The sequence below is a fragment of the Baekduia sp. genome, from assembly GCF_035318805.1.
Classification (GTDB): Bacteria; Actinomycetota; Thermoleophilia; order Solirubrobacterales; family Solirubrobacteraceae; genus Baekduia.
This window is the reverse complement of the sequence record NZ_DATHDY010000132.1, coordinates 1-19002: the sequence shown is the minus strand read 5'-3', so window position 1 is coordinate 19002 and position 19002 is coordinate 1. Positions and strand designations below refer to the sequence as shown.

The window sequence follows — 19002 nt, the reverse complement described above, 5'->3', positions numbered from 1 at the left end:
CGCTGGATGACCTCCACGTCGAGCTCGTCCTGACCGCCCACCCGACCGAGGCCGCGCGCCGCTCGGTCCTGGACCATCAGTGGGAGATCACCGAGCTGCTGGACCGCGTCGAGGACCCGCGCACCGGCCGCTCGCGGCGGCGCGCGCTGCTCGACGAGCTGCGCGAGGTCCTGACGATCTGGTGGCAGACCGACGAGGTCCGCCGCGCGCGGCCGCACGTCGAGGACGAGGTCCGGCGCACGTTGTACGTCTTCGAGTCGGTGCTCTACGACACCGTGCCGCGGGTCCTGGACGAGCTCGAGCGCCGCCTCGGGCCGCTGCCGGACGCGCCGGTGCTGGAGTACGCGAGCTGGCCCGGCGGCGACATGGACGGCCACCCGGAGGTCGGCGCCGACACCGTCACCGCGACGATCGAGCTGCACCGCCTCGCGGCGATCCGGCTGCTGCGCCGCAGCGTCGCGGACCTCGCGGGCCGCTTCTCGCACTCCGAGCGCCGCCTCAGCGTCACCCCGGCGCTGTCGGACTCGCTGCGCTCCGACGCCGCGGAGCTGCCGAGCGCGCCCGTGCTGCGCCGCGCGCACCACGACTGGGAGCCGCTGCGGACCAAGTTGGGGTTCATCGAGCATCGGCTCGACAACACCCTGTCGGGACGCGGCGGGGAGCCCGGCTACGAGCGCCCCGCCCAGCTGCGGGCCGACCTCGAGCTGATCGCCGGCAGCCTCGGCTCGGCGCACGTCGCCCGCGGGGCGCTGCGCCGGCTGCTGCGCCAGGTCGACACGTTCGGCTTCCACCTCGCGGGCCTGGACCTGCGCCAGAACGCCGTCGTCGTCGACGCGGCGGTCTCGGCGCTGCTGCCCGGCTACGCCAACGCCCCCGAGGAGGAGCGCCAGGCGCTGTTGGCCGACGCGATCGCCGCCGGCCGCATCGGCCTGGAGCGCCGCCCGGACGGCACCGCCGGCGAGCTGGTCGCCGCGCTGGAGGCCGCGGCCCTGGCCGCGCAGGCCTACGGCCCCGAGGTGGTGCGCTGCCTGATCGTGTCGATGACCGAGAAGCCCTCGCACGTGCTCGGCGCGCGGTGGCTGGCCCAGCGCGCCGCACGCAGAAGCGGGCCCGCGGGCGCCGAGCGCGAGGCCCTCGACCTTCGCTTCGTGCCCCTGTTCGAGACGCTCGCCGACCTCGAGCGTGCGCCCGAGACCATGGCCGCGCTGTACGCCGGCGAGGCCTACCGGGACCTCCTGCGCAGCCAGGGCGACCGCCAGGTGATCATGTTGGGGTACTCGGACTCGGGCAAGGACGGGTCCTTCATGGCCAGCCAGTGGGCGCTGCGCGGCGCCCAGCTCGCGCTTGCGCGCCAGGCGGCCGCCGAAGGCATCGAGCTCGAGCTTTTCCACGGCCGCGGCGGCTCGACGTCGCGCGGTGGCGGCCCGATGTACCGCGGAATCGTCGCGCAGCCGACGGGCTCGGTGCACGGCCGCATCCGGATCACCGAGCAGGGCGAGACGATCAGCGCGCGCTACGGGCACCCCGAGCTCGCCGAGCGCTCGCTCGAGCAGACGCTGAGCGCGGTGCTGCTGGCGTCCAACGTCGCGCGGCCGCCGGCTCCGGAGGCCTGGCGCGAGGAGCTGGACCGACTCGCGCGCCGCTCCCGCGAGACCTACCGGGCCCTGGTCTACGACGATCCCGACTTCGCCCGCTTCTTCTTCCAGGTGACGCCGATCGAGGCGCTCGCGGAGCTGAACATCGGCTCGCGACCGCCGTCACGCGGGGCCGACCGGTCGATCGAATCGCTGCGCGCGATCCCGTGGGTGTTCGCGTGGACGCAGAACCGCATCCTGCTGCCGTCCTGGTACGGCGCGGGCACCGCGCTGGCCGAGGGTGACCTCGAGCTCCATCGCGCCATGCACGCCGACTGGCCGTTCGTCGCCACGCTGATCTCCACGCTGGAGATGGCGCTCTTCAAGACCGACCTCGGCGTCGCCGAGCGGTACCTCGAGCTCGTCGACCCGGCCCTGCGCGAGCACTTCTGGCCGCAGATCGTGGCCGAGCACGACCGCGTGCGCCGCGGCGTGCTGGCGATCACCGGCAACGACCGGCTGCTCGCCGGCGCGCCGCAGCTGCAGGAGCGCCTGGCCCACCGCGACCCGTGGGTCGACCCGCTGTCGCACCTCCAGGTCGAGCTGCTGCGCCGCACCCGCGAGGACCCGTCGCTCGACCGCCAGGCGCTGCTCGGCACGGTCACCGGCATCGCCTTCGGGCTGCGGAACACGGGCTGAGCGGCCCATCGACGACCGCGTTCTGTGCGAACGCCGGCGCCGGGTTCAGCGCCGGCCGTCCGCAGGTGTCGGTGCGTCGGTCACGCCAGTGCGCTTGGCACCTCGTCGCGCAGCGCGCCGCGGAGCTGCTCGCGCAGCTCCGGTGTGTCCTCGTGGCCATGGGCCGTGACGGCGTGGGTCACCGCCGCGTTGAGGATGTGCTCTTCGCTGCCGGACATCGCGAGGTCGCACCCACTCTCGCTGGGCATCTCGCGGCAGTCGATGTACTTGCGGGCCATGGGCCCCTCCTGATATGTCGAGGCACCTCCCGCCGCGACGGTACGCCCGCCGCCGGGGGTGGGTCAAGCTGCCCGGGAAGGGTGCCTAGGCGCGGGGAGCGCTTCAGGCGCCGGGGGCTTCGGCGCCGGCGCCGAGGACGGCATGCAGCGCGTCGGCGCGCAGCGAGGCCATCGGGTCGACGAGGGCGCCGATGAGCGGATGGATCGCCTCGTCCTCCTCGCGCATCCAGCCCTGCTCCCGCATCGCGTGCAGCCACTCGGCCAGCGCGTCGTGCAGCGCGACGAAGCGGGCGAGCGGCAGGACGACCGTCGCGTTGGCGCCCGGCTCGGCGAGCCGGTGCAGCTCGTCGGAGAGCCCGGTGAGCTCGCGAAGCGCCAGCACGTCGTCGGTGCTCAGCTCCTGATGGCGGTGGCGAGCGATGCGGACCGCCTCGACGGCGCGGGCCGCCGCGGCCAGCTGTGCGGCCGAGAGGTCGAACGACACGTTGCAGACGGGATTTCCGTCGGCATCGTGCAGCGTGCGGATCTCTTCGTTGACCATCGTGGCGTTCACGCTAGCGGGGTTGCAGGACGCCCGCCCCGATTCGAGGTTGTTCCCCGGTGATCGGCACGTGATGCATCTCACCTGAGCGCTTGCGCCGATCGCCCCGAATCGGCACGATCACGGCGGCGGCGACGGCTGGCCGTCGTGGGCCTCGGCCTCGCTGGCCGCCTGCGGCACCCCTAGCCGAGGGCGCCGACCTGCGTGAAGATGCGGCGCAGGATCGCGATCGACGTCGCGTAGGTGGAGTCCATGCCGTAGTAGCTCATGCCGCGGGCGCCCAGCGTGCGGGCCTGCGTGAACGGCGTGTCCGAGGCGTAGTGGACGATCCCGAAGTCGATCGGCAGCTTGGAGAAGTTGACCTGCTCGCCGGCTGGGTAGCGGTCGGGCTCGGCGATCTCGTAGACCGCGTCGCAGTACGGACCGGCCTCCATCTCGACCACCGTGAACGCCTCGCGGTAGTAGCGGTCGAGGTAGTCGCGGTTCTGCAGGAACGTCGAGCGGACGGTCACCGCGCGCTGGTTGTCGAGCCCCGAGCCGAAGCGGAGGTACGGGCTGATGTCGTCGAACCCGAACGCGTTGTCGAGCCAGTAGGTCGTGCCCGAGTGCTCGTCGAAGATCGTGTTGGAGATCATCACGTCGCCGACGTCGGCGTTCAGCGTGGCGGCCTTGCCGAGGACGTAGACGCCGCGCAGCGTGTCGCGGTCCTCGGTGATCTCGCGCAGGATGTTGTAGGCCGCGAGGCCGAGCGGGTAGTCGATGTTGACGATCGCCGCGCCGCTGTTGCGCAGGGCCTCGGCGTCGACCTCGCCGAGGCGGGGATCCAGCTGCGCAGGGTCGAGCTTGGCGAGCGGCATCACCTGCGCCGCGACGCGGAGCCCCGACTCCGAGTTGAGGTGCACGATCCCGCTGGCGCTCTCGGTCTGGCGGCGGCGCGGCTGCGCGTCGGGGTCCAGGTTGAACTGCTCGCGGGCCAGGAAGTACAGGAAGTTGTCCCACGAGCCGGCCGTGCGCTCCTCGCGGAACGCGTTGAGCTCCTCGCGCAGGTCCTTCGGACCCGCGCGCTCGACCCATTCGACGAGCGCCGCCTCGCGGGCGCGGGCGTCGCCGGAGAGCAGGTTGACCAGGGAGTGCGTGTTGGAGGAGACGAAGTACAGCTCCCTGGCGCCGAGGCCGTCGGCGTCGACCTGCTGGGCGACCGGCGCCCACCAGCGGCGCGTCATGCGCGCGTAGCTGACCTGCGATCCGCCGAGCATCTGCACGCGCAGCGAGAGGTTCGTCTCGGAGACCTCGCCGAGGCGCCGCGCGAACGCGGTGCCCCACGCCTCCTGCAGGCGCTCCCAGTCGTCGATCGAACCGCCGAGCGCACGCGAGCACTCAGCGGCCCCCGGCAGGCCCTGCGGTCGCGGCCACCCGATCGCGTTGAGCTTGCGCCGGAGCTTGTTCCACTCGATCTGGTAGGCGACCAGCGTCGGGACGAGGTCGTCGACGTCGGAGGTGGACGAGAGCAGCACGCCCCACTGGCCGTCGGGTCCCTCGTGCCACTGGCGCCGGCGCGCGGGCGCCTCGGTGGTGGGCCACACGTCGAGCGCGAGGCCGGCGGCGGCGAACTGCTCCTCCTCCTGGCCCATGATCACGACGCGGCCGGCGTAGATCTTCGCCGGCAGCCGCTGGGTGGCGTACAGGAACGCGCCCAGGTCGAGATCGTCGGCGGCCGCGAGCGGATGCAGCGAGGACTCGATGGCGCGATGCGTCGACTCGAGGATCCGCAGCTTGGTCTCACCCCGCGACCGCAGCAGGGTCGAGTAGGTGCGCTGATAGAGCTCGACGTCGGCGGGCATTGGCGAGCGGGTATATCGCAAGGGGCGGCCGGCGCGTCGTCGGACAGGCGCGCGTGACCTGCCGCCGCCGGCCTCGTTCTGGGTCCATGCCCTCCCCTCGCTCCCTCCTGGTCCCCGCCGCGCTCGGCGCGGCGCTCATCGCTCCCTCGGCCGCCCATGCGGCAGAGGGCTTCACCGGCGTCACCAGCGCCGGCCAGGTCGCCACGTTCCAGAGCGACTCGATCCCCGGCCTGGAGTCCCGAGTCGACGTGTCGGGCCTGCCCTCCGGCGCGAAGATCGTCGGCCTCGACCGGGCGCCCGCCGGTGAGCTGCTCGCGCTGACGTCGCGTGGGAGCATCGCGACGCTGGACGCGGCGACGGGCAAGGCCACCATGAAGTTCCCGGCGCCGGTCACGTCGGCGATCGACCCGGCCGCCGCGGTGTCGTTCGCGGTCGCGCCCGACGGGGCGACCGCGCGGATCATCGCCGGCGGGCGCGACGAGACCGTCACGCTGGCCACGGGCGCCGCCGCGCCGACCGCGCCCGCCCTCGGCTTCGCGCCCGGCGATCCGAACGCCGGCGGCGATCCCGGGGCCGCCGTGGACTTCGGCACCGACGGCCGGCTGGTCGGCGTGTCGACGGCGCGGGGCGCGTTCGTGCGCGAGACCGCGCCGGGGAGCGGCGCGCTGTCCACGCTGGCCGCGACGCCGTTCCCGATCGCGCAGCCGGTGCGCACGACCGTCGGCTCCGACGGCGCGGCCTACACCGTGTCGGACCTGCACGTCGGCCGGAAGTCCGCGCCGCCGCAGTCGCGGATGGTGCGGTTCGACCCGGCGACCGGGCGCATCTCCGGCCAGAACGGCGTCTATCCCGGGCAGCGCTTCGACGCCATCGCCTCCGTCGGCGCCGTGCCCGACGACACGACGAAGCCCACCGCGACGTTCTCCGGCCGGACGCTGCATCGCCACGTCTCACGCGGGACCGCGTACTACACGGGCCTCGGGCTGAAGGTCAGCGAGGGCGGGCAGACGGTCGCGTCGCTGCGCCTCGGCGGCAAGGTGGTCGGGTTCGGCCTGCTGTCGAAGTACGAGGCCGGCCGCGGTGCGCTCCAGCTCGTCCCCCGCAAGGGCGCGACCCCGCTGCTGCGCTCCGCCGCCGCCCACCACCGCAAGGTCGTCGTCCACCTGACGGTCCACGACTGGGCCGGCAACCAGCGCGTCTACGACCGCGCGATGAGCCTGGCGCGGTAAGGGATCGCATCGACGAGCGTCTCGACCGTCCCGCGCCGTCCGCGCGGGGCGGTCGTGCTGCGGGTCAGGGCCGCGGCGACGCGACGAACTCCTCGGCCTGCAGCACGGGGCGGACCGAGCGCTGAAGGTCCTGGCCGGCGAACGCGTCGCGAAGGACGTCGCCGCCGAGCGCGTTGCCGAGCGACGCCATGATCATGCCCTGGTCGAGGGAGAGGTAGGCGTCGGACGGGTGGCCGGTGTCGACGTTGACGCTGTCGCGGAAGCCGTAGGGGCCGTAGAGGCCGGGGAAGTCGCGGGCGAGTCGGGCGAGGTCGTCGCGGGTCTCGCGCGGTGCGTAGCGCAGGCCGAGGAACGCGGCGTGGGGGGTGACGACGCCGTTGGTGTAGGCCGCCGGGGGTGGGTCGGGCTGCGGATCGCGGCCCGGGCAGCCGGCGAAGCCGTGGTCGATCAGCGTGCGGTCCTCGTTGGAGGGGTTGCCGTTGGGATCCATGCCGATGCCGTCGACGCCGTAGGCCGCGTAGCCGCCCTCAGGCGTGTTGGACGGCGAGAAGCCCCAGTAGCCGTAGCCGGCCTCGGTCAGCCCGTGGTGGATCTGGGCCTGGACGGTGAGCGGGTGGTTGATGCCCCAGCTGCGAGGTCCCCAGCGCTCCTCGGGCAGGAACAGCGCCGGCATCAGGGCCTCGAACATGCTGCCGCCCCAGGACGGGACGATGCGCGAGTTGTTGTAGGGATAGGACCCCTCGAAGACGTCCACCCCGAAGTACCGCTTCCACTCGCCGATCGGCTTGGTCTCCTGGAAGCCGTACCGGTCGCACGGGGCGTCGGGGAAGGTGCGCCAGCGGCCGAAGTACGCACGCTGGGGGATCTCGCCCTTGGCGATGCCGAGGTAGTCGACGATCCGGCTCTCGCTGACCACCGTGTCGTAGCAGCAGACCGCCTCGCCGGTGTCGGGCACGTAGTGAAACAGCACGCGGTTGACGCCGGGCCGGTAGTAGAAGCCGAAGTTCATGCTGTCGTACAGGGCGCCGGCGCGGCGGGCCAGCTCGGGGACGCCGCCGCGGACGATCCGCAGACCGGTGGCCAGCCACGCGTTGTCGACCGAGGAGAGGATCGGCGTCAGCGGGGCGCCCGTCGGCGGCCACGTGGTGAGCTTTGCGCCGGTGTGGTGGTCGTACCAGTTGTAGAACTGGCCGCTGGCGGTGTGGCGCTCCATGTGCTCGAGCGAGGCGATGGTCTTGCTCATGCGCGCGACCATCTCGGGCCGGTCGAGGAACCCGAGCCGCTGCGCGACGTACGCGCTCCACAGGTAGGCGCCGATGTTGGTGGTCGAGGTCTGGACGCTCGTGGTGCCGTCGGCGTTCAGGACGTCGGCGGGGAGGCCGGACGCCGGGTCGGTCATGGCCTCGAACGAGCGCCAGGTGCCGGCCGCGTAGCGCTGCAGGTCGGGAGCGCCGTCGCCGCTGGAGCCCCCGTGGCCGCCGGCGGCCGCTCCGGCCGGCGCCGCACCGAGGGCCAGAGCCAGGGCCGTCGCGGCGGCCGCAGCGCACCCCCATGCGCTTCGGCGTCGCGTCGACCTCTGACCCATGTCCATGGCCCTGTCCCCTCCAGAAGTTCCGAGTCAGCCCCTCCCAGCGGCGACTCCCGCCGAGCCCTATGCCCATCGGTGCCGGGTCGGAACCTTCGCGGGCAGAAGCGGTCAGGCAGGTGACGCCACGCGACGCGACGTGCCGGTCGGCGTTCGGTCCGTACTCGGACCGGCGGGGACGATCCCGCGGTCATCGGATGGATCTGGCACGCGACGAGCCGAGCACGTCGAACATGGCCACCTCCTCCTCCCGGCATGCGTTTCGCTACGAGCCCGCGCTCTGCTCGCTCGCCGAGGGTGAGACGCTGAGCCCGCCCCGCCACGGCGACGAGCCGTCCAAGCGCCGCAACGGCCTGCGCGTCCGCCTCTCGGTCCGGCGCGCCTCGGCCCGCCGCCGCGCGGGCAGCTGACGACATCGCGAGGCTCGGGCTCCGTCTCGCCGCTGTCTAGGAGCGCCGCCGCAAGGCGAGGGTGACGCGTCGTTCCTCCTTCGCCATGGCGTCGACGACCTTCGTTCGTCACGTCGCAGAACGACGAAGGGGCGCCCCGGAGGGCGCCCCTTCGAACAGCTGCCGGCGGGCCGGAGCCGCAACTGGCGTTGGAGCGTCGGCTCAGCCGCAGCCGGTGTTGTTGCCGCAGGACGAGCACGTGTAGCAGGAGCCGGTCCGCTGCATCATGCCGCCGCACTGGTTGCAGGCTGGGCCGAGGTCGAGGCCGACGAGCCGCGCCGGACGGACCGGCGGCGTCTCGGTGAGCTTCGCCGTCGGCGGCTTCGAGCCGCCGTTGCCGTTGCCGGCGCCGCGGGACGGCGTCGCCTGCGGCGTCGCGGGGCCTGCGGTGTCGGACGAGAAGGTCACGGCCTCCTCGGCTGCCTTCTTGGCCCGCACCTCGGCGGTCAGGATCCCGAGCTCCTCCTGGATCTCGGCGTCCAGGAAGCGCGACGCGAGCCAGCGCATGATGTAGTCGGGCATCGACTTCGCGAACGGGATCTCCGGGTTCTGGGTGATCCCTTCCGGCTCGAAGCGCATGTAGGCGAACTTCGAGACGAGCGTCTCGAGCGGCACGCCGTACTGCAGCGCGATCGAGATCGCGGTCGCGAACGAGTTCATCATGCCGCGAAGGGTCGAGCCCTCCTTGCCGACGTCGGTGATGAAGATCTCGCCAACCTGGCCGTCCTCGTACATGCCGGCCGTGATGTAGCCCTCGTGGCCGCCGATGTTGAACTTGTGCGTGATCGACTGGCGCTCACGCGGCATCTTGTTGCGGCGCGGCCCGATGGAGTCGAGCTGCTTGGCGACCTCGTCCTTGACGGCCTGCGCGAACTCCTCGGAGTCGAGCGACGGCACGTGGGCCTCCTCGGTCTGGGCGTCGGTGCGCAGCGCCTGCGCGGTCTTCGACCCGTCACGGTAGATGGCCAGGGCCTTGACGCCAAGGCGCCAGGCCTGCGTGTAGGCGTCGACGATGTCCTCGACCGTCGCCGTCTGCGGCAGGTTGACCGTCTTGGAGATGGCGCCGGAGATGAACGGCTGGACGGCGCCCATCATCTTGATGTGGCCCATGTGGCTGATCGCCCGCGAGCCGACGGCGACGTCGAACACCTCGAGGTGCTCGTCCAGGATGCCGGGCGCCTCGACGATCGTGCCGTACTGATCGACGTGCGCGACGATCTGATCGACCTGCTCGGGCGTGTAGCCGAGCGTCTGCAGCGCGAGGCCCACCGTCTTGTTGACGATGATCATCGAGCCGCCGCCGACGAGCTCCTTGTGCTTGACCAGGGAGAAGTCGGGCTCGACGCCCGTGGTGTCGCAGTCCATCAGGAACGAGATCGTGCCGGTGGGCGCGAGCACCGTCGCCTGGGCGTTGCGGTAGCCGAACTTCTCGCCGGCGTCGACCGCCTCGTCCCACACCTGACGGGCGGCGGCCAGCAGCGTGTCGTCGCGGCCGGTGCCGGCCGGGATGTGCGCCGTGGCGTCGCGGTGCATGCGCATGACCGCGTTGTGCTCCGCGCGGTTCTCGGCGTAGCGCTCGTACGGGCCGATGGCTGCAGCGACCTTCGCCGACTGCAGGTAGGCGCGACCGGTCATCAGCGCCGTGATGGCAGCAGCCGTCGCGCGGCCGGCGTCCGAGTCGTACGGCATGCCGTTGGCCATCAGGTAGGCGCCGAGGTTGGCGTAGCCCAGGCCGAGCTGGCGGAAGGCGCGGGCGTTGACGCCGATCTCCTCGGTCGGGTAGCTGGAGGGCCCGACGACGATCTCCTGCGCGAGGAACACGACGTCGGTCGCGCGCTCGAAGCGCTCGACGTCCAGCGTGCCGTCGGCGCGGCGGAACTTCATGAGGTTCAGCGAGGCCAGGTTGCAGGCCGAGTCGTCGACGTGCATGTACTCCGAGCACGGGTTGGACGCGTTGATGCGGCCCGAGGCCGGGCACGTGTGCCACTCGTTGATGATCGTGTCGTACTGGACGCCCGGGTCGGCGCAGCGCCAGGCGGCCTCGCCGATCTTGCGCATCAGGTCGCGCGCCTGCATCGGCTCGCCGATCGGCTTGCCGGTCTGGCGGCCGATCGTGCGCCACTCGGCGTCGGCCTCGACGGCGTTCATGAACTCGTCGGTGACGCGGACCGAGTTGTTGGCGTTCTGGTACTGGATCGACTTGAAGCCGTCGCCGTCGATGGACATGTCGAAGCCCGCGTTGCGCAGCGCCTCGGCCTTGTCCTCCTCCTTGGCCTTGCACTCGATGAACTCGACGATGTCGGGGTGGTCGACGTCCAGGACGACCATCTTGGCCGCGCGGCGGGTCTTGCCGCCGGACTTGATCGTGCCGGCCCAGGAGTCGGCGCCGCGCATGAAGGAGACGGGGCCAGAAGCCGTGCCGCCCTTGCTCAGCGGCTCCATCGATCCACGGATGTTGGAGAGGTTGATGCCCGACCCGGAGCCGCCGCGGAAGATCCGGCCCTCGCGCGTGTTCCAGTCGAGGATCGAGTCCATCGTGTCTTCGACCGACAGGATGAAGCAGGCCGAGCACTGCGGCTGCTCTTCGAAGCCGACGTTGAACCAGACCGGCGAGTTGAACGCCGCAAGCTGGTGAAGCAGGATGTAGGTGAGCTCGTCCTGGAAGGCGTCGCCGTCCTCGGCGGTGGCGAAGTAGCCACGCTGGCGGCCCCAGTCGGCGATCGTGCCGGAGACGCGGCTGATCATCTGCTTGACCGAGCGCTCGCGCGCGGGCGAGTCCATCTGTCCGCGGAAGTACTTTTGCGAGACGATGTTGGTCGCGTTCTGCGACCAGGTCGTCGGGAACTCGACGTCGTCCTGACGGAAGGAGCCGACGGCGGCGGTCCTCGACTCCCACTGGACGGTCTCGAACGGATGGACGCCGGGCGTCGTGAAATAGCGCTCGATCCGCAGCGCTCGACCTGCCTGGACGTCCGTCCCCATTACCGCCTGTGGTGCTGTCTCCATGCGCTTCTTCCTCCTCGCCGCCGGCCCGCGGCGTCCTCGAAAACCTGTTGGTGGGGTCGATGAGGGTGGCGCATGGGTCGGTCGGAACAACGTGCGGCGCGACGTTCGCCCCGCTCGTTGCGGGGATCCCCTCCAGTGTAGGAGCAGAACGTCGGCTAGCGTGGCTCCATGCTCGACGTCGACGAGGTCCGGCGGATCGCCCTCGAGCTGCCCGAGGCGGTCGAGAAGGACCACCACGGCAGGCCGTCGTTCCGGGTGGGGGAGAAGATCTTCGCGACGCTCTGGACGCCCACGGCGCTGAACGTCATGGCGGCCGACGACGTGATCCTCACGGCCGTCGAGCGGTGGGACTCGTGCACGGAGGTCTACTGGGGCAAGCGCCTGTCGGCCGTGCAGGTCGCGCTGCCTGCAGCGGACGCCGACCAGGTCGAGGAGCTGCTGTTCGCCGCGTGGAGCCGGAAGGCGCCGCGCCGGCTGCTGGCCGAGTAGAGGCGCTAGGGGAACACTGGCCCAGAGGGCCAGGTTCCCTTGCGGGTCTTCGCCCAGGGGGCGAAACCCGCGGCGGGTTAGGGACCCACTAGCGCCCGAGGCGCAGCCAGTCGCGGAACTCGGCCCACGCGGCGCTCGTGCGCCAGCCCGCCTCGGCGGTCGCGTGCCGCGAGCGGATCCACCAGCGCGGCTCCCACGCCCACCATCGCGCGAAGGCCCAGACGGCGGCCGCCGCCAGCAGCAGCGCGCCGACGAGCGCCAGGAGGAGAAGCGGCAGCGACGAGTCGTCCTTCGCCTGGCCTGCGCTCTGCGCGGACGCCCCGCCGGGGACCGCGGACGTCGCGGGGGAGGCCGAGGTCGGCGCCGGTGGCGGCGTGGTCGCCGGCGCGGCCGAGCTGGCGGCCGGCGCGGGCAGCGCGGACGAGCCCGGGGTGGCCGTCGAGGCCCCGGCGGCGGCGCTCGGTGCGGCCGTCGATGCCGGATCCTGGGCGCCCGCGGGCACGGGCGCGGCCACCGCGGTGGCGGCGCAGGTCAGCAGGACCGTGATCAGGCGGCGACGCATCCCGGGCAAGAGCCTAGAAGGTCGCTGCGGCCAGCTGCGGCCGGACCGCCTGATTTCACGGGCTAGGAGACTGTGTCGCTATCGCGACTGGGGACCCACCTCCGGCGGCGACGGCTGGCCGTCGTGGGCCTCGGCCTCGCTGGCCGCCTAGGGCACCCCTAGCGAAGGAGATCGGTGAACCCGCCGGCGAAGAGCGCCAGGCCGGTGGCGATCGCGACGAGGAAGAGCGCCATGACGACCAGGCGCTCGCGGCGGACTTCGGGCGCCAGCAGGCTGCGGTCGTCGGGGTCGTGGAGGACCGGCGCGAGCGCATCGGCCGGCGTCGCCTCGTGCAGCGAGGCGAGCGCTGGCGCGGCGTCGGCGGCGGCACGCGCCTGGTCGAGCTCGGCCAGCAGCGCGGCCTCCCGGCGCTGGGCGACGTCGCGCAGCTCGGCGACCTCAGCCTGCAACTCGGCCTCGCGGTCCCGGCCCGCCTCGCGCGCGGCGACGAGCTCGGCCTGCAGCGCATCGTGCAGCGCCCCGAGCCGCGCGACCTCGTCGGTCTGCGCGGTCGCAGCGGCGAGCTCCGTCCGTAGCTGGTCGCGCGTGGACGTCGCGTCGGCGAGGCGCTCACCCAGCGCGCTGAGGCGACCGGCGGTGTCGTCGAGGCGCGTGTCGAGCTCGGTCGCGCGGTCGCCCGCCTCGGCCGCGGCGCCGCGCACGGCGTGCAGCTCACCCTCGAGCTCCTCGATCCGCGACACGGCCGCGTCGCGGGCGCCGGCCATCGCGTCCGCCCGGGCGCGGGCCTCCTCGGCCGCGGCGGCCGCCGCCTCGACGCGCGCGGCGTGCTCGCGCGACTCGCTCAGCGCCCGCTGCAGCGCGGCCGCGTGGCGCTCGGCCTCGGCGGCCGTGGCCTGCCGCTGCTCTTCGAGCTGGGCGATGCGGGCGGCGCTCTGCTCCCGGGCCTCGGCGAGGGCGCGCTCCAGCGCTTCGGCACGCTCGGCGGCCTCCGCGGCGCGGGCGCGCGCCGCCTCGTTCTCGGCCTCGAGCCCGTCGACCTGCGCCCGCGCCGCGCCGGCGGCAGCGTCGCTGCGCTCGGCCTGCGCGCGCGCGTCGGCGCGCGCCGCCTCAAGACCTACAACCTGTTCCTCGCTCGCCGCCGCTTGGTCGATCGCCTCCGCGGCGCGCGCCCGTGCCTCGTCCCTGGCGGTGGCGGTGGCGTCGAGCTCATGCCGCAGCTCGGTGGCGGCCCGCTCGGCGTCGGTCGCGCGCTGCTCGGCGGCCTCGGCGCGGGCGAGGGTCGCGGCCATGCGCCGGCGCGCGTCCTCCGCGCCCGCCTGCAGCTCCGCGACGCGCTGGGCCGCGGCCGCCGCGCGGCGGTCGATGTCGGTGGCTGACTCCCGCGCCTGCTGCTCGGCGGCGACGGCGCGGGCGCGCTCGCGCTCGAACTGCGCGCGGGTGCCGGCCAGCGCCTGCTCGAGCCGGGCGGCCCGCGGCTCGGCCTCGCCGAGGCGGGCGGCCAGCGCGTCGCGGGCGGCGGCGAGCTCGTCGATCTGTGTCTGGAGGGCATCGACCTGCTCGGCCGCCTGCGTCTCGGCCTCGACGACCTGCGCCCGCAGCGCGCGGGCGTCGGCGCTGCCGCGGCGCTCGGCCTCCGCGAGATCGGCCCGCAGCGCCCCGACGTCGGCCTCCGACGACCGCTCCGCCGCCGCGACGCGCGCTTCGAGCTCCGCGCGCTCGGCGGCGCGCGCCTCCACGACCTCCGCCAGGCGCGCGCGCAGGTCGCCGGCCTCTTCGGCCTGCGAGACGGCGGCGTCCAGGTGGGATTGCAGCGCGGCGACGTGCTCGCGAGCGTCCGCCCGCGCCGCGGCGATCCCAGCCTCGCGCTCCTCCTCGATCGCCATTACGGCCGCCTGCGCAGACGCGAGCTCCTCGCGCAGCGCGGCGACCTCCGACGAGGTCGCGGCCTCGGCGTGCTCCAGCCGGGCGCGCAGCGCCTCTGCCGCCGCATCGGCGTCCTCCAGCCGGGCGCGCAGCGCCTCGATCTCGCTCGCCGCCGAGGACTGCGCCTCGGCCAGCCGTGCCGCGAACGCGTCGCGCTCGGCCTCGGCCGCCGCCTGCGCGCCGGCCACCTCGGCCCGCAGCGTGTCGACCTCCGCGGTCGCGGCCTCGCCCGCCGAGGTCAGCCGTCCCCGCAGCCGCTGCACCTCCGCCGACGCCGCACGCTCCTTCTCGACCAGCTCCGCCCGCAGCGCCCGCGCCGTCGCCTCGGCCTCAGCCGCTGTGGACTCCACGCGCGCCCGCAGGGCTTCGGCCTCCTCGGCCGCGACCCGCTCGACCTCCGCGACACGCGACCGCAGCCGGCCGGCCTCCTCCTCGCCCGCGGCCTGGGCCGCCGCGAGCTCGTCCCGGACCGCTGCCGCCTCGGCGGCCGCCCGGCCCGCGCGCTGCTCGGCGTCGGCCAGCGATGCGCGGAGGTCGTCCGCGTCGGCCTTCAGCGCCTGCTGCGCCCCGTCCGCGGTGACCTCGGCCTCGCCCAGCGCGGCCCGCAGGTCCGCGGCCACGGCCTCGTGAGCCGCCTCGATCTCCTCGAGCCGTGCGCGCAGCCGCTGCGCCTCCGCCTCGGCCGCGTCACGTTCCTCATCGGTGGACCGCAGGCGCGCGTCGAGCTCCTCGGCCGACGCCGCGCGCGCCTCGGCCTCGGCCACCCGCGCCTCGAGCGCCGCTAGCCCCGACGCCGCGCGCTCGGCCAGCGTCGCCCGCTCTCCCGCCTGCGCGGCGGCGACCCGCAGCTCGGCCAGCTCGGCGCCCGCGGCGTGGGCCCGGGCCTCGGCCTCGCGGCACGTCGCGTGCTCGGCCTCGATCGCCTTGCGCGCCTCGCGCAGCTCCGACGACAGGATCGCGGTGCGCTGCGCGGACTCGTCGGCGGTCTCGCGGCGCGCGCGCTCGACCGCCTCCTCGGCCGCCCGCCGCGCGGCGCGCTCCTCGCGCACGCGCGTGGTGAGGTCGTCGGCCCGCCGCGCCGCGGCGGTCGCGCGCTGGGCGAGCGTCTGCGTCTCGGCGAGCTTCTGCTCCAACGCGACCATGCGCTGCTCGGCCTGCTCGGCGCGGCGCTGGGCGGCGCCCGCGGTCAGCGTCGCGTGCTCGCGGTCGCGGTCGAGCGTCTCGGCCCGCTCGCTCAGGTCGACCAGCTCCGCGGCCCGTCGCTCGGCGACCTGCCGCGCCTCCTCGACGGCCGCCAGCCGTGCCTCCGCGGCGCGGGCGGCCCGCGACGCCCGCTCGGCCTGCTCCTGCGCGCCGGCGAGCTCGCCCTCGCGCTCCTCCAGCGCCCGCCGCGCCTCGTGGGCGACGTCCACCGCCCGGCGCGCCTGCTCGGCGGCCCGCTTCGCGCGCTCCTGATGCTCGCGGGCGCGCTCCTCCTCGGCGGCGGCGCGCTCGCTGGCGCGCATCCGCTCGTCGGTGAGCGCGTCGACCGCGCCGGCGCGCGCGGCCTCGGCGCGGACGGCCGCGTCCGCGGCTCGGGACGCCTCCGCGGCGGCCTGACGCGCGATCGACGTCGCCTCGACCGCCCGGCGCTCGGCGGTCTCGCGCGCCGCGCGCTCGTCGGCGAGCTGCGCGCGGAGCGCCGCGACGTCCGACGCGCGCGCGAGCTCGGTCGCGTCGAAGGTCGGGCGGGAAGCCGGCGCCGGTGGCGTGCCCCGCTCCTCGGCGCGCCCGCCGCGACGCCGGAACCCGCGCCCGCGTCCCTGATCCGACGCCGGGAACGGCTCCACGGGCGCGGCCTCGATGTCCGGGATCCACGCCGGCAGCGGCTCGCCGCCAAGCGCCGTCGGGCGCGGCAGATCGACGATCACCCCGCGCCCGGCGTCCAGGGCGAACGCCAGCCGCGCCGCGCCCGCGATCTCGGCGGGAACCGAGAACGCCGCGCGCCACTCCGGCCCTTCTGGCCCCACCTGCGGTGCCGCGTCGTCGGGCCCCGGCAGCGCCGAGAGCCGGTGGGTCCGCCGGCCGTCGTCGATCAGCAGGAGCGGTCGCGGGAGCTGCTCGCGCGCCGGACCGACCCAGCGACCCGTGATCCGCAGCAGCACGGTGCCGGGACCTGCGGGGACCTGCTCGAAGGATTGAACCTCGAAGCGCGGAGTCATGGGAGGCGCGAAGAACCCGGCGTCGCGACGCCGATCGTAGCCGGGAGTGCGGCTATTGCAGGAGCTTCATGGCGTGCAGCGCCGACGCGAGGACGTCCGCCGGCGCCCGGGCGCCGTCCAGGACGACGATCCGGTCGGGCGCGGCGGCGGCCAGCGCGTCGTAGGCGCCGGCGACGGCCGTGAAGAACGCCTCACCGGCCTGCTCGAGCCGGTCGTCGCCGGCGGCCCGGCGCGCGCCGACCGCGGGCTCCACGCGCACCAGCAGCGTGAGATCCGGGACCAGGCCGCCCGTCGCGAACCGGTTCAGCTCGGCGATCTCGGGCACGCCGAGCCCGCGCCCGGCCCCCTGATAGGCCAGCGACGAGTCGACGAAGCGGTCCAGCAGCACGTCGCGACCGTCCTCCAGCAGCGGCAGCAGCCGCTCGTGCACCAGCTGCGCCCGGGCCGCGGCGTAGAGCAGCGCCTCGGCGCGCGGGTCGACCTCCACGGCCGGGTCCTTCACCAGCTCCCGGATGCGCTCGGAGACGACGACGCCGCCTGGCTCGCGCAGGACGGTCAGCCCGGGCCACGCGGCGGCGATGCCCTCGGCGAGCGTCGTCTTGCCCGCGCCGTCGATCCCTTCGATCGTGATGAGCCGTCCCTGCGGTGCCATGCGCGCGTGACAGTACCCTGGCGCGCGCATGCTCGAGGTCGTCGATCGCCATCCCCACGCCCGCGCCGTCCTACGCGCGGCCGTCCCGCCCGAGGGCGCGCCGTCGCACGCCTACCTGTTTCACGGGCCAGCGGGCGCCGGCAAGCGGGAGGCCGCCCGCGCGTTCGCCGCCGAGCTGCTGGCCGAGGGGGCGTCCGATCCCGTCAACGCGCGGCGTCGCGTCGTCGAGGGCGTCCATCCCGACTTCACCTGGGTCAAGCCCAGCGGCGCCGCCGAGATGCTCGTCTCAGACATCGACGAGCCCGTCGTCGCCGCCATCACCCGCACGCCGTTCGAGGCGCGCCGGCGCGTCTTCGTGGTCGAGGGCGCCGACACGATGAACGACCAGGCCGCCAACAAGATGCTCAAGACGCTTGAGGAGCCGCCGCCGTTCGCGCACCTCGTGCTGCTCACCGACAAGCCCGGCAACATCCTCCCGACGATCGCGTCGCGCTGCCAGCTCGTGCGCTTCGAGGCGGCCACCCACGAGGAGCTCTCGCAGCGGCTGCAGACCAAGCACGGCGTGCCGCCGCTGACCGCCGACGCCTGCGCGCGCCTCGCGCTGGGCGACGCCGAGCGCGCCCTGGCCCTGGCGCTCGCCGAGGGCCCGGCGCTGCGCGACGCCGCCGAGTGCTACGCCCGCGCCGCGCTGCACGGCACGCTCGCCGAGCGCCCGCACATCGCGCTCCTGGACCAGGCGCGCGCCCGCGGCGACGCGGCGGCCAGCGGCGTGGCGTCGCAGATCGCCGCCGACGCCGAGCTGCTGCCCGACCGCGAGGCCCGGCGCCTCAAGCGCGACGGCGAGACCGCCGGCAAGCGCGCCCACCGCCGCGCGTACGCGGCGACGATCGACCATGGCCTGCAGCTCTCGGCGCTGTGGCTGCGCGACGTCGCGTGCGTCAAGGACGGCGTGCCGGAGCTCGTCCACCACAGCGATCGCACCGAGCAGCTGGGCCACGATGCCGACGGGTCCGACGCGACGCCCGGCCGGCTGCGCGACGCCGTCGGCCTGGTGGAGACGACGCGCACCACGTTCATCCTCAACCCGTCGGAGGAGCTGGCGCTCGAGGCCCTGGCCTCGAAGCTGGAGCGCACGCTCCGCGCCTGAGCCTGGCGGCGCGCCTCAGGCCTGCCCGATGGCCCCGAGGCGCGGGCGCAGCCCGTGCAGGTCGAACGCCCGGAAGCGGTTGAAGCGCGGGTGGTCGGGGCCGTGGAAGTCGGCCGAGCCGGTCGTGAGCAGCCCGCGGTCGGCGCAGGCCTCGGCCACCAGCAAGGTCTCCTCGCGCGTGTGGGTGACGTAGAAGGCCTCGACGCCGTCGAGGCCGTCGGCGACGAAGCGGTCGATGGCGCCGACGACCTCGCCGGGCGCGTCGACGTCCCAGAACGGGTGGGCCCAGATCGCCACGCCGCCGGCCGCGTGGATGGCGGCGATCGCCTCGGCGACGGTCGGCGTCGTGCGCCGGCGGAAGGCCGGGGCGCCCGGGATCAGGTAGGCCTCCAGGAGCTTGCCGAAGTCGGCGAGCTCCTCGTCGGCGACGCGCTGCGCGTTGTCAGGGTGGTCGAACGCGGCCCGGGCGAGGTGCGGCCGGCCGATCGGCAGGCCGGCATCCCGGCGCGCCTCCAGCGGCGCCCGATGAAGGGCCAGCCCGCACTCGTCCTCCAGCGCGTCGGCCATCCGGTCGGCGCGCGCGGCGCGGTCGGCGCGGAAGCGCTCGAGCGTCGCGAGGAAGGATGGGTCGGTGTGGTCGACGCCGTAGCCGAGGACGTGGAGGTCCTCGTGGTCACCGTCGATCGTGGAGAGCTCGACGGCGGTGACGACGCGCAGCGCCCCGCCGGTGGCGGCCGCGGCGTCCAGCGCCTCGGCGACGCCGTCGACCGTGTCGTGGTCTGACAGCGCGAGCAGCTCTACGCCGTCGGCGGCCGCGCGGGCGACG

General features: G+C 74.4%; 14 protein-coding genes. 5 read left to right on the top strand and 9 right to left on the bottom strand.

Translation table 11 applies throughout. The features are described 5' to 3' along the window. Window positions 1-2273 (top strand): phosphoenolpyruvate carboxylase (locus VK501_RS26310; protein WP_324342881.1); only part of this gene is annotated, 2273 nt, incomplete at its 5' end. 80 nt (window positions 2274-2353) lie between these two features. Here VK501_RS26310 and VK501_RS26305 read toward each other — a convergent pair. The 3 genes from VK501_RS26305 to VK501_RS26295 form a co-directional block, all read right to left on the bottom strand. Next, entirely contained in the window at window positions 2354-2551 is a 198-nt protein-coding gene (locus tag VK501_RS26305) for a DUF1059 domain-containing protein (protein ID WP_324342879.1), read from the bottom strand. A gap of 103 nt (window positions 2552-2654) precedes the next feature. Further along, complete coding sequence (locus VK501_RS26300) at window positions 2655-3092, bottom strand: hypothetical protein (protein WP_324342877.1); 438 nt, start codon at window positions 3090-3092, stop codon at window positions 2655-2657. 182 nt (window positions 3093-3274) lie between these two features. After that, a complete protein-coding gene (locus VK501_RS26295) occupies window positions 3275-4933 on the bottom strand; it encodes a DUF6909 family protein (RefSeq protein WP_324342875.1) in 1659 nt (552 codons plus the stop codon). Between the two features lie 86 nt (window positions 4934-5019). Here VK501_RS26295 and VK501_RS26290 point away from each other — a divergent pair, with 86 nt between their 5' ends. Continuing rightward, window positions 5020-6162 carry a DUF4394 domain-containing protein gene (locus tag VK501_RS26290; protein ID WP_324342873.1) on the top strand — a complete coding sequence of 381 codons (1143 nt, stop codon included), beginning with the start codon at window positions 5020-5022 and terminating at the stop codon, window positions 6160-6162. A 64-nt stretch (window positions 6163-6226) separates the two neighbouring features. Here VK501_RS26290 and VK501_RS26285 read toward each other — a convergent pair whose 3' ends face one another. Then, a complete protein-coding gene (locus VK501_RS26285) occupies window positions 6227-7753 on the bottom strand; it encodes a glucoamylase family protein (RefSeq protein WP_324342871.1) in 1527 nt (508 codons plus the stop codon). Window positions 7754-7944: 191 nt separating this feature from the next. Between VK501_RS26285 and VK501_RS26280 the strand changes: the two genes are divergently transcribed. Further along, the gene (locus VK501_RS26280; protein ID WP_324342869.1) at window positions 7945-8157 is read left to right on the top strand and encodes a hypothetical protein; all 213 of its coding nucleotides are present in this window, start codon (window positions 7945-7947) and stop codon (window positions 8155-8157) included. Window positions 8158-8358: 201 nt separating this feature from the next. Here VK501_RS26280 and VK501_RS26275 read toward each other — a convergent pair whose 3' ends face one another. Next, a complete protein-coding gene (locus VK501_RS26275; RefSeq protein ID WP_324342866.1) occupies window positions 8359-11202 on the bottom strand; it encodes a vitamin B12-dependent ribonucleotide reductase in 2844 nt (947 codons plus the stop codon). Window positions 11203-11370: 168 nt separating this feature from the next. On the opposite strand from VK501_RS26275, the gene VK501_RS26270 reads away from it, so the two are divergent. After that, window positions 11371-11691 (top strand): MmcQ/YjbR family DNA-binding protein, encoded by a 321-nt coding sequence (locus VK501_RS26270; RefSeq protein ID WP_324342865.1) that lies wholly within the window; start codon window positions 11371-11373, stop codon window positions 11689-11691. 88 nt (window positions 11692-11779) lie between these two features. On the opposite strand, the gene VK501_RS26265 is transcribed toward VK501_RS26270, so the two are convergent. The 3 genes from VK501_RS26265 to tmk form a co-directional block, all read right to left on the bottom strand. Then, window positions 11780-12253: a hypothetical protein gene (locus VK501_RS26265; protein ID WP_324342863.1), complete on the bottom strand. Its 474-nt coding sequence runs from the start codon at window positions 12251-12253 to the stop codon at window positions 11780-11782. Between the two features lie 158 nt (window positions 12254-12411). Next, a complete protein-coding gene (locus VK501_RS26260) occupies window positions 12412-16377 on the bottom strand; it encodes a hypothetical protein (RefSeq protein WP_324342861.1) in 3966 nt (1321 codons plus the stop codon). A 52-nt stretch (window positions 16378-16429) separates the two neighbouring features. Then, the gene (gene tmk / locus VK501_RS26255) at window positions 16430-17029 is read right to left on the bottom strand and encodes a dTMP kinase (protein ID WP_324342859.1); all 600 of its coding nucleotides are present in this window, start codon (window positions 17027-17029) and stop codon (window positions 16430-16432) included. A 28-nt stretch (window positions 17030-17057) separates the two neighbouring features. Between tmk and VK501_RS26250 the strand changes: the two genes are divergently transcribed. Further along, window positions 17058-18176 carry a hypothetical protein gene (locus VK501_RS26250; protein ID WP_324342857.1) on the top strand — a complete coding sequence of 373 codons (1119 nt, stop codon included), beginning with the start codon at window positions 17058-17060 and terminating at the stop codon, window positions 18174-18176. Window positions 18177-18191: 15 nt separating this feature from the next. On the opposite strand, the gene VK501_RS26245 is transcribed toward VK501_RS26250, so the two are convergent. Next, window positions 18192-19002: PHP domain-containing protein (locus tag VK501_RS26245; RefSeq protein WP_324342854.1), on the bottom strand; the 811-nt coding region annotated here is incomplete at its 5' end.

Excerpts from the sequence above, each read along its gene's own strand:
- VK501_RS26305 (WP_324342879.1), bottom strand. The coding sequence starts at position 2,551 with ATGGCCCGCAAGTACATCGACTGCCGCGAGATGCCCAGCGAGAGTGGG.
- VK501_RS26300 (WP_324342877.1), bottom strand. The coding sequence starts at position 3,092 with ATGGTCAACGAAGAGATCCGCACGCTGCACGATGCCGACGGAAATCCC.
- VK501_RS26295 (WP_324342875.1), bottom strand. The coding sequence starts at position 4,933 with ATGCCCGCCGACGTCGAGCTCTATCAGCGCACCTACTCGACCCTGCTG.
- VK501_RS26290 (WP_324342873.1), top strand. The coding sequence starts at position 5,020 with ATGCCCTCCCCTCGCTCCCTCCTGGTCCCCGCCGCGCTCGGCGCGGCG.
- VK501_RS26285 (WP_324342871.1), bottom strand. The coding sequence starts at position 7,753 with ATGGACATGGGTCAGAGGTCGACGCGACGCCGAAGCGCATGGGGGTGC.
- VK501_RS26280 (WP_324342869.1), top strand. The coding sequence starts at position 7,945 with ATGGATCTGGCACGCGACGAGCCGAGCACGTCGAACATGGCCACCTCC.
- VK501_RS26275 (WP_324342866.1), bottom strand. The coding sequence starts at position 11,202 with ATGGAGACAGCACCACAGGCGGTAATGGGGACGGACGTCCAGGCAGGT.
- VK501_RS26270 (WP_324342865.1), top strand. The coding sequence starts at position 11,371 with ATGCTCGACGTCGACGAGGTCCGGCGGATCGCCCTCGAGCTGCCCGAG.
- VK501_RS26265 (WP_324342863.1), bottom strand. The coding sequence starts at position 12,253 with ATGCGTCGCCGCCTGATCACGGTCCTGCTGACCTGCGCCGCCACCGCG.
- VK501_RS26260 (WP_324342861.1), bottom strand. The coding sequence starts at position 16,377 with ATGACTCCGCGCTTCGAGGTTCAATCCTTCGAGCAGGTCCCCGCAGGT.
- tmk (WP_324342859.1), bottom strand. The coding sequence starts at position 17,029 with ATGGCACCGCAGGGACGGCTCATCACGATCGAAGGGATCGACGGCGCG.
- VK501_RS26250 (WP_324342857.1), top strand. The coding sequence starts at position 17,058 with ATGCTCGAGGTCGTCGATCGCCATCCCCACGCCCGCGCCGTCCTACGC.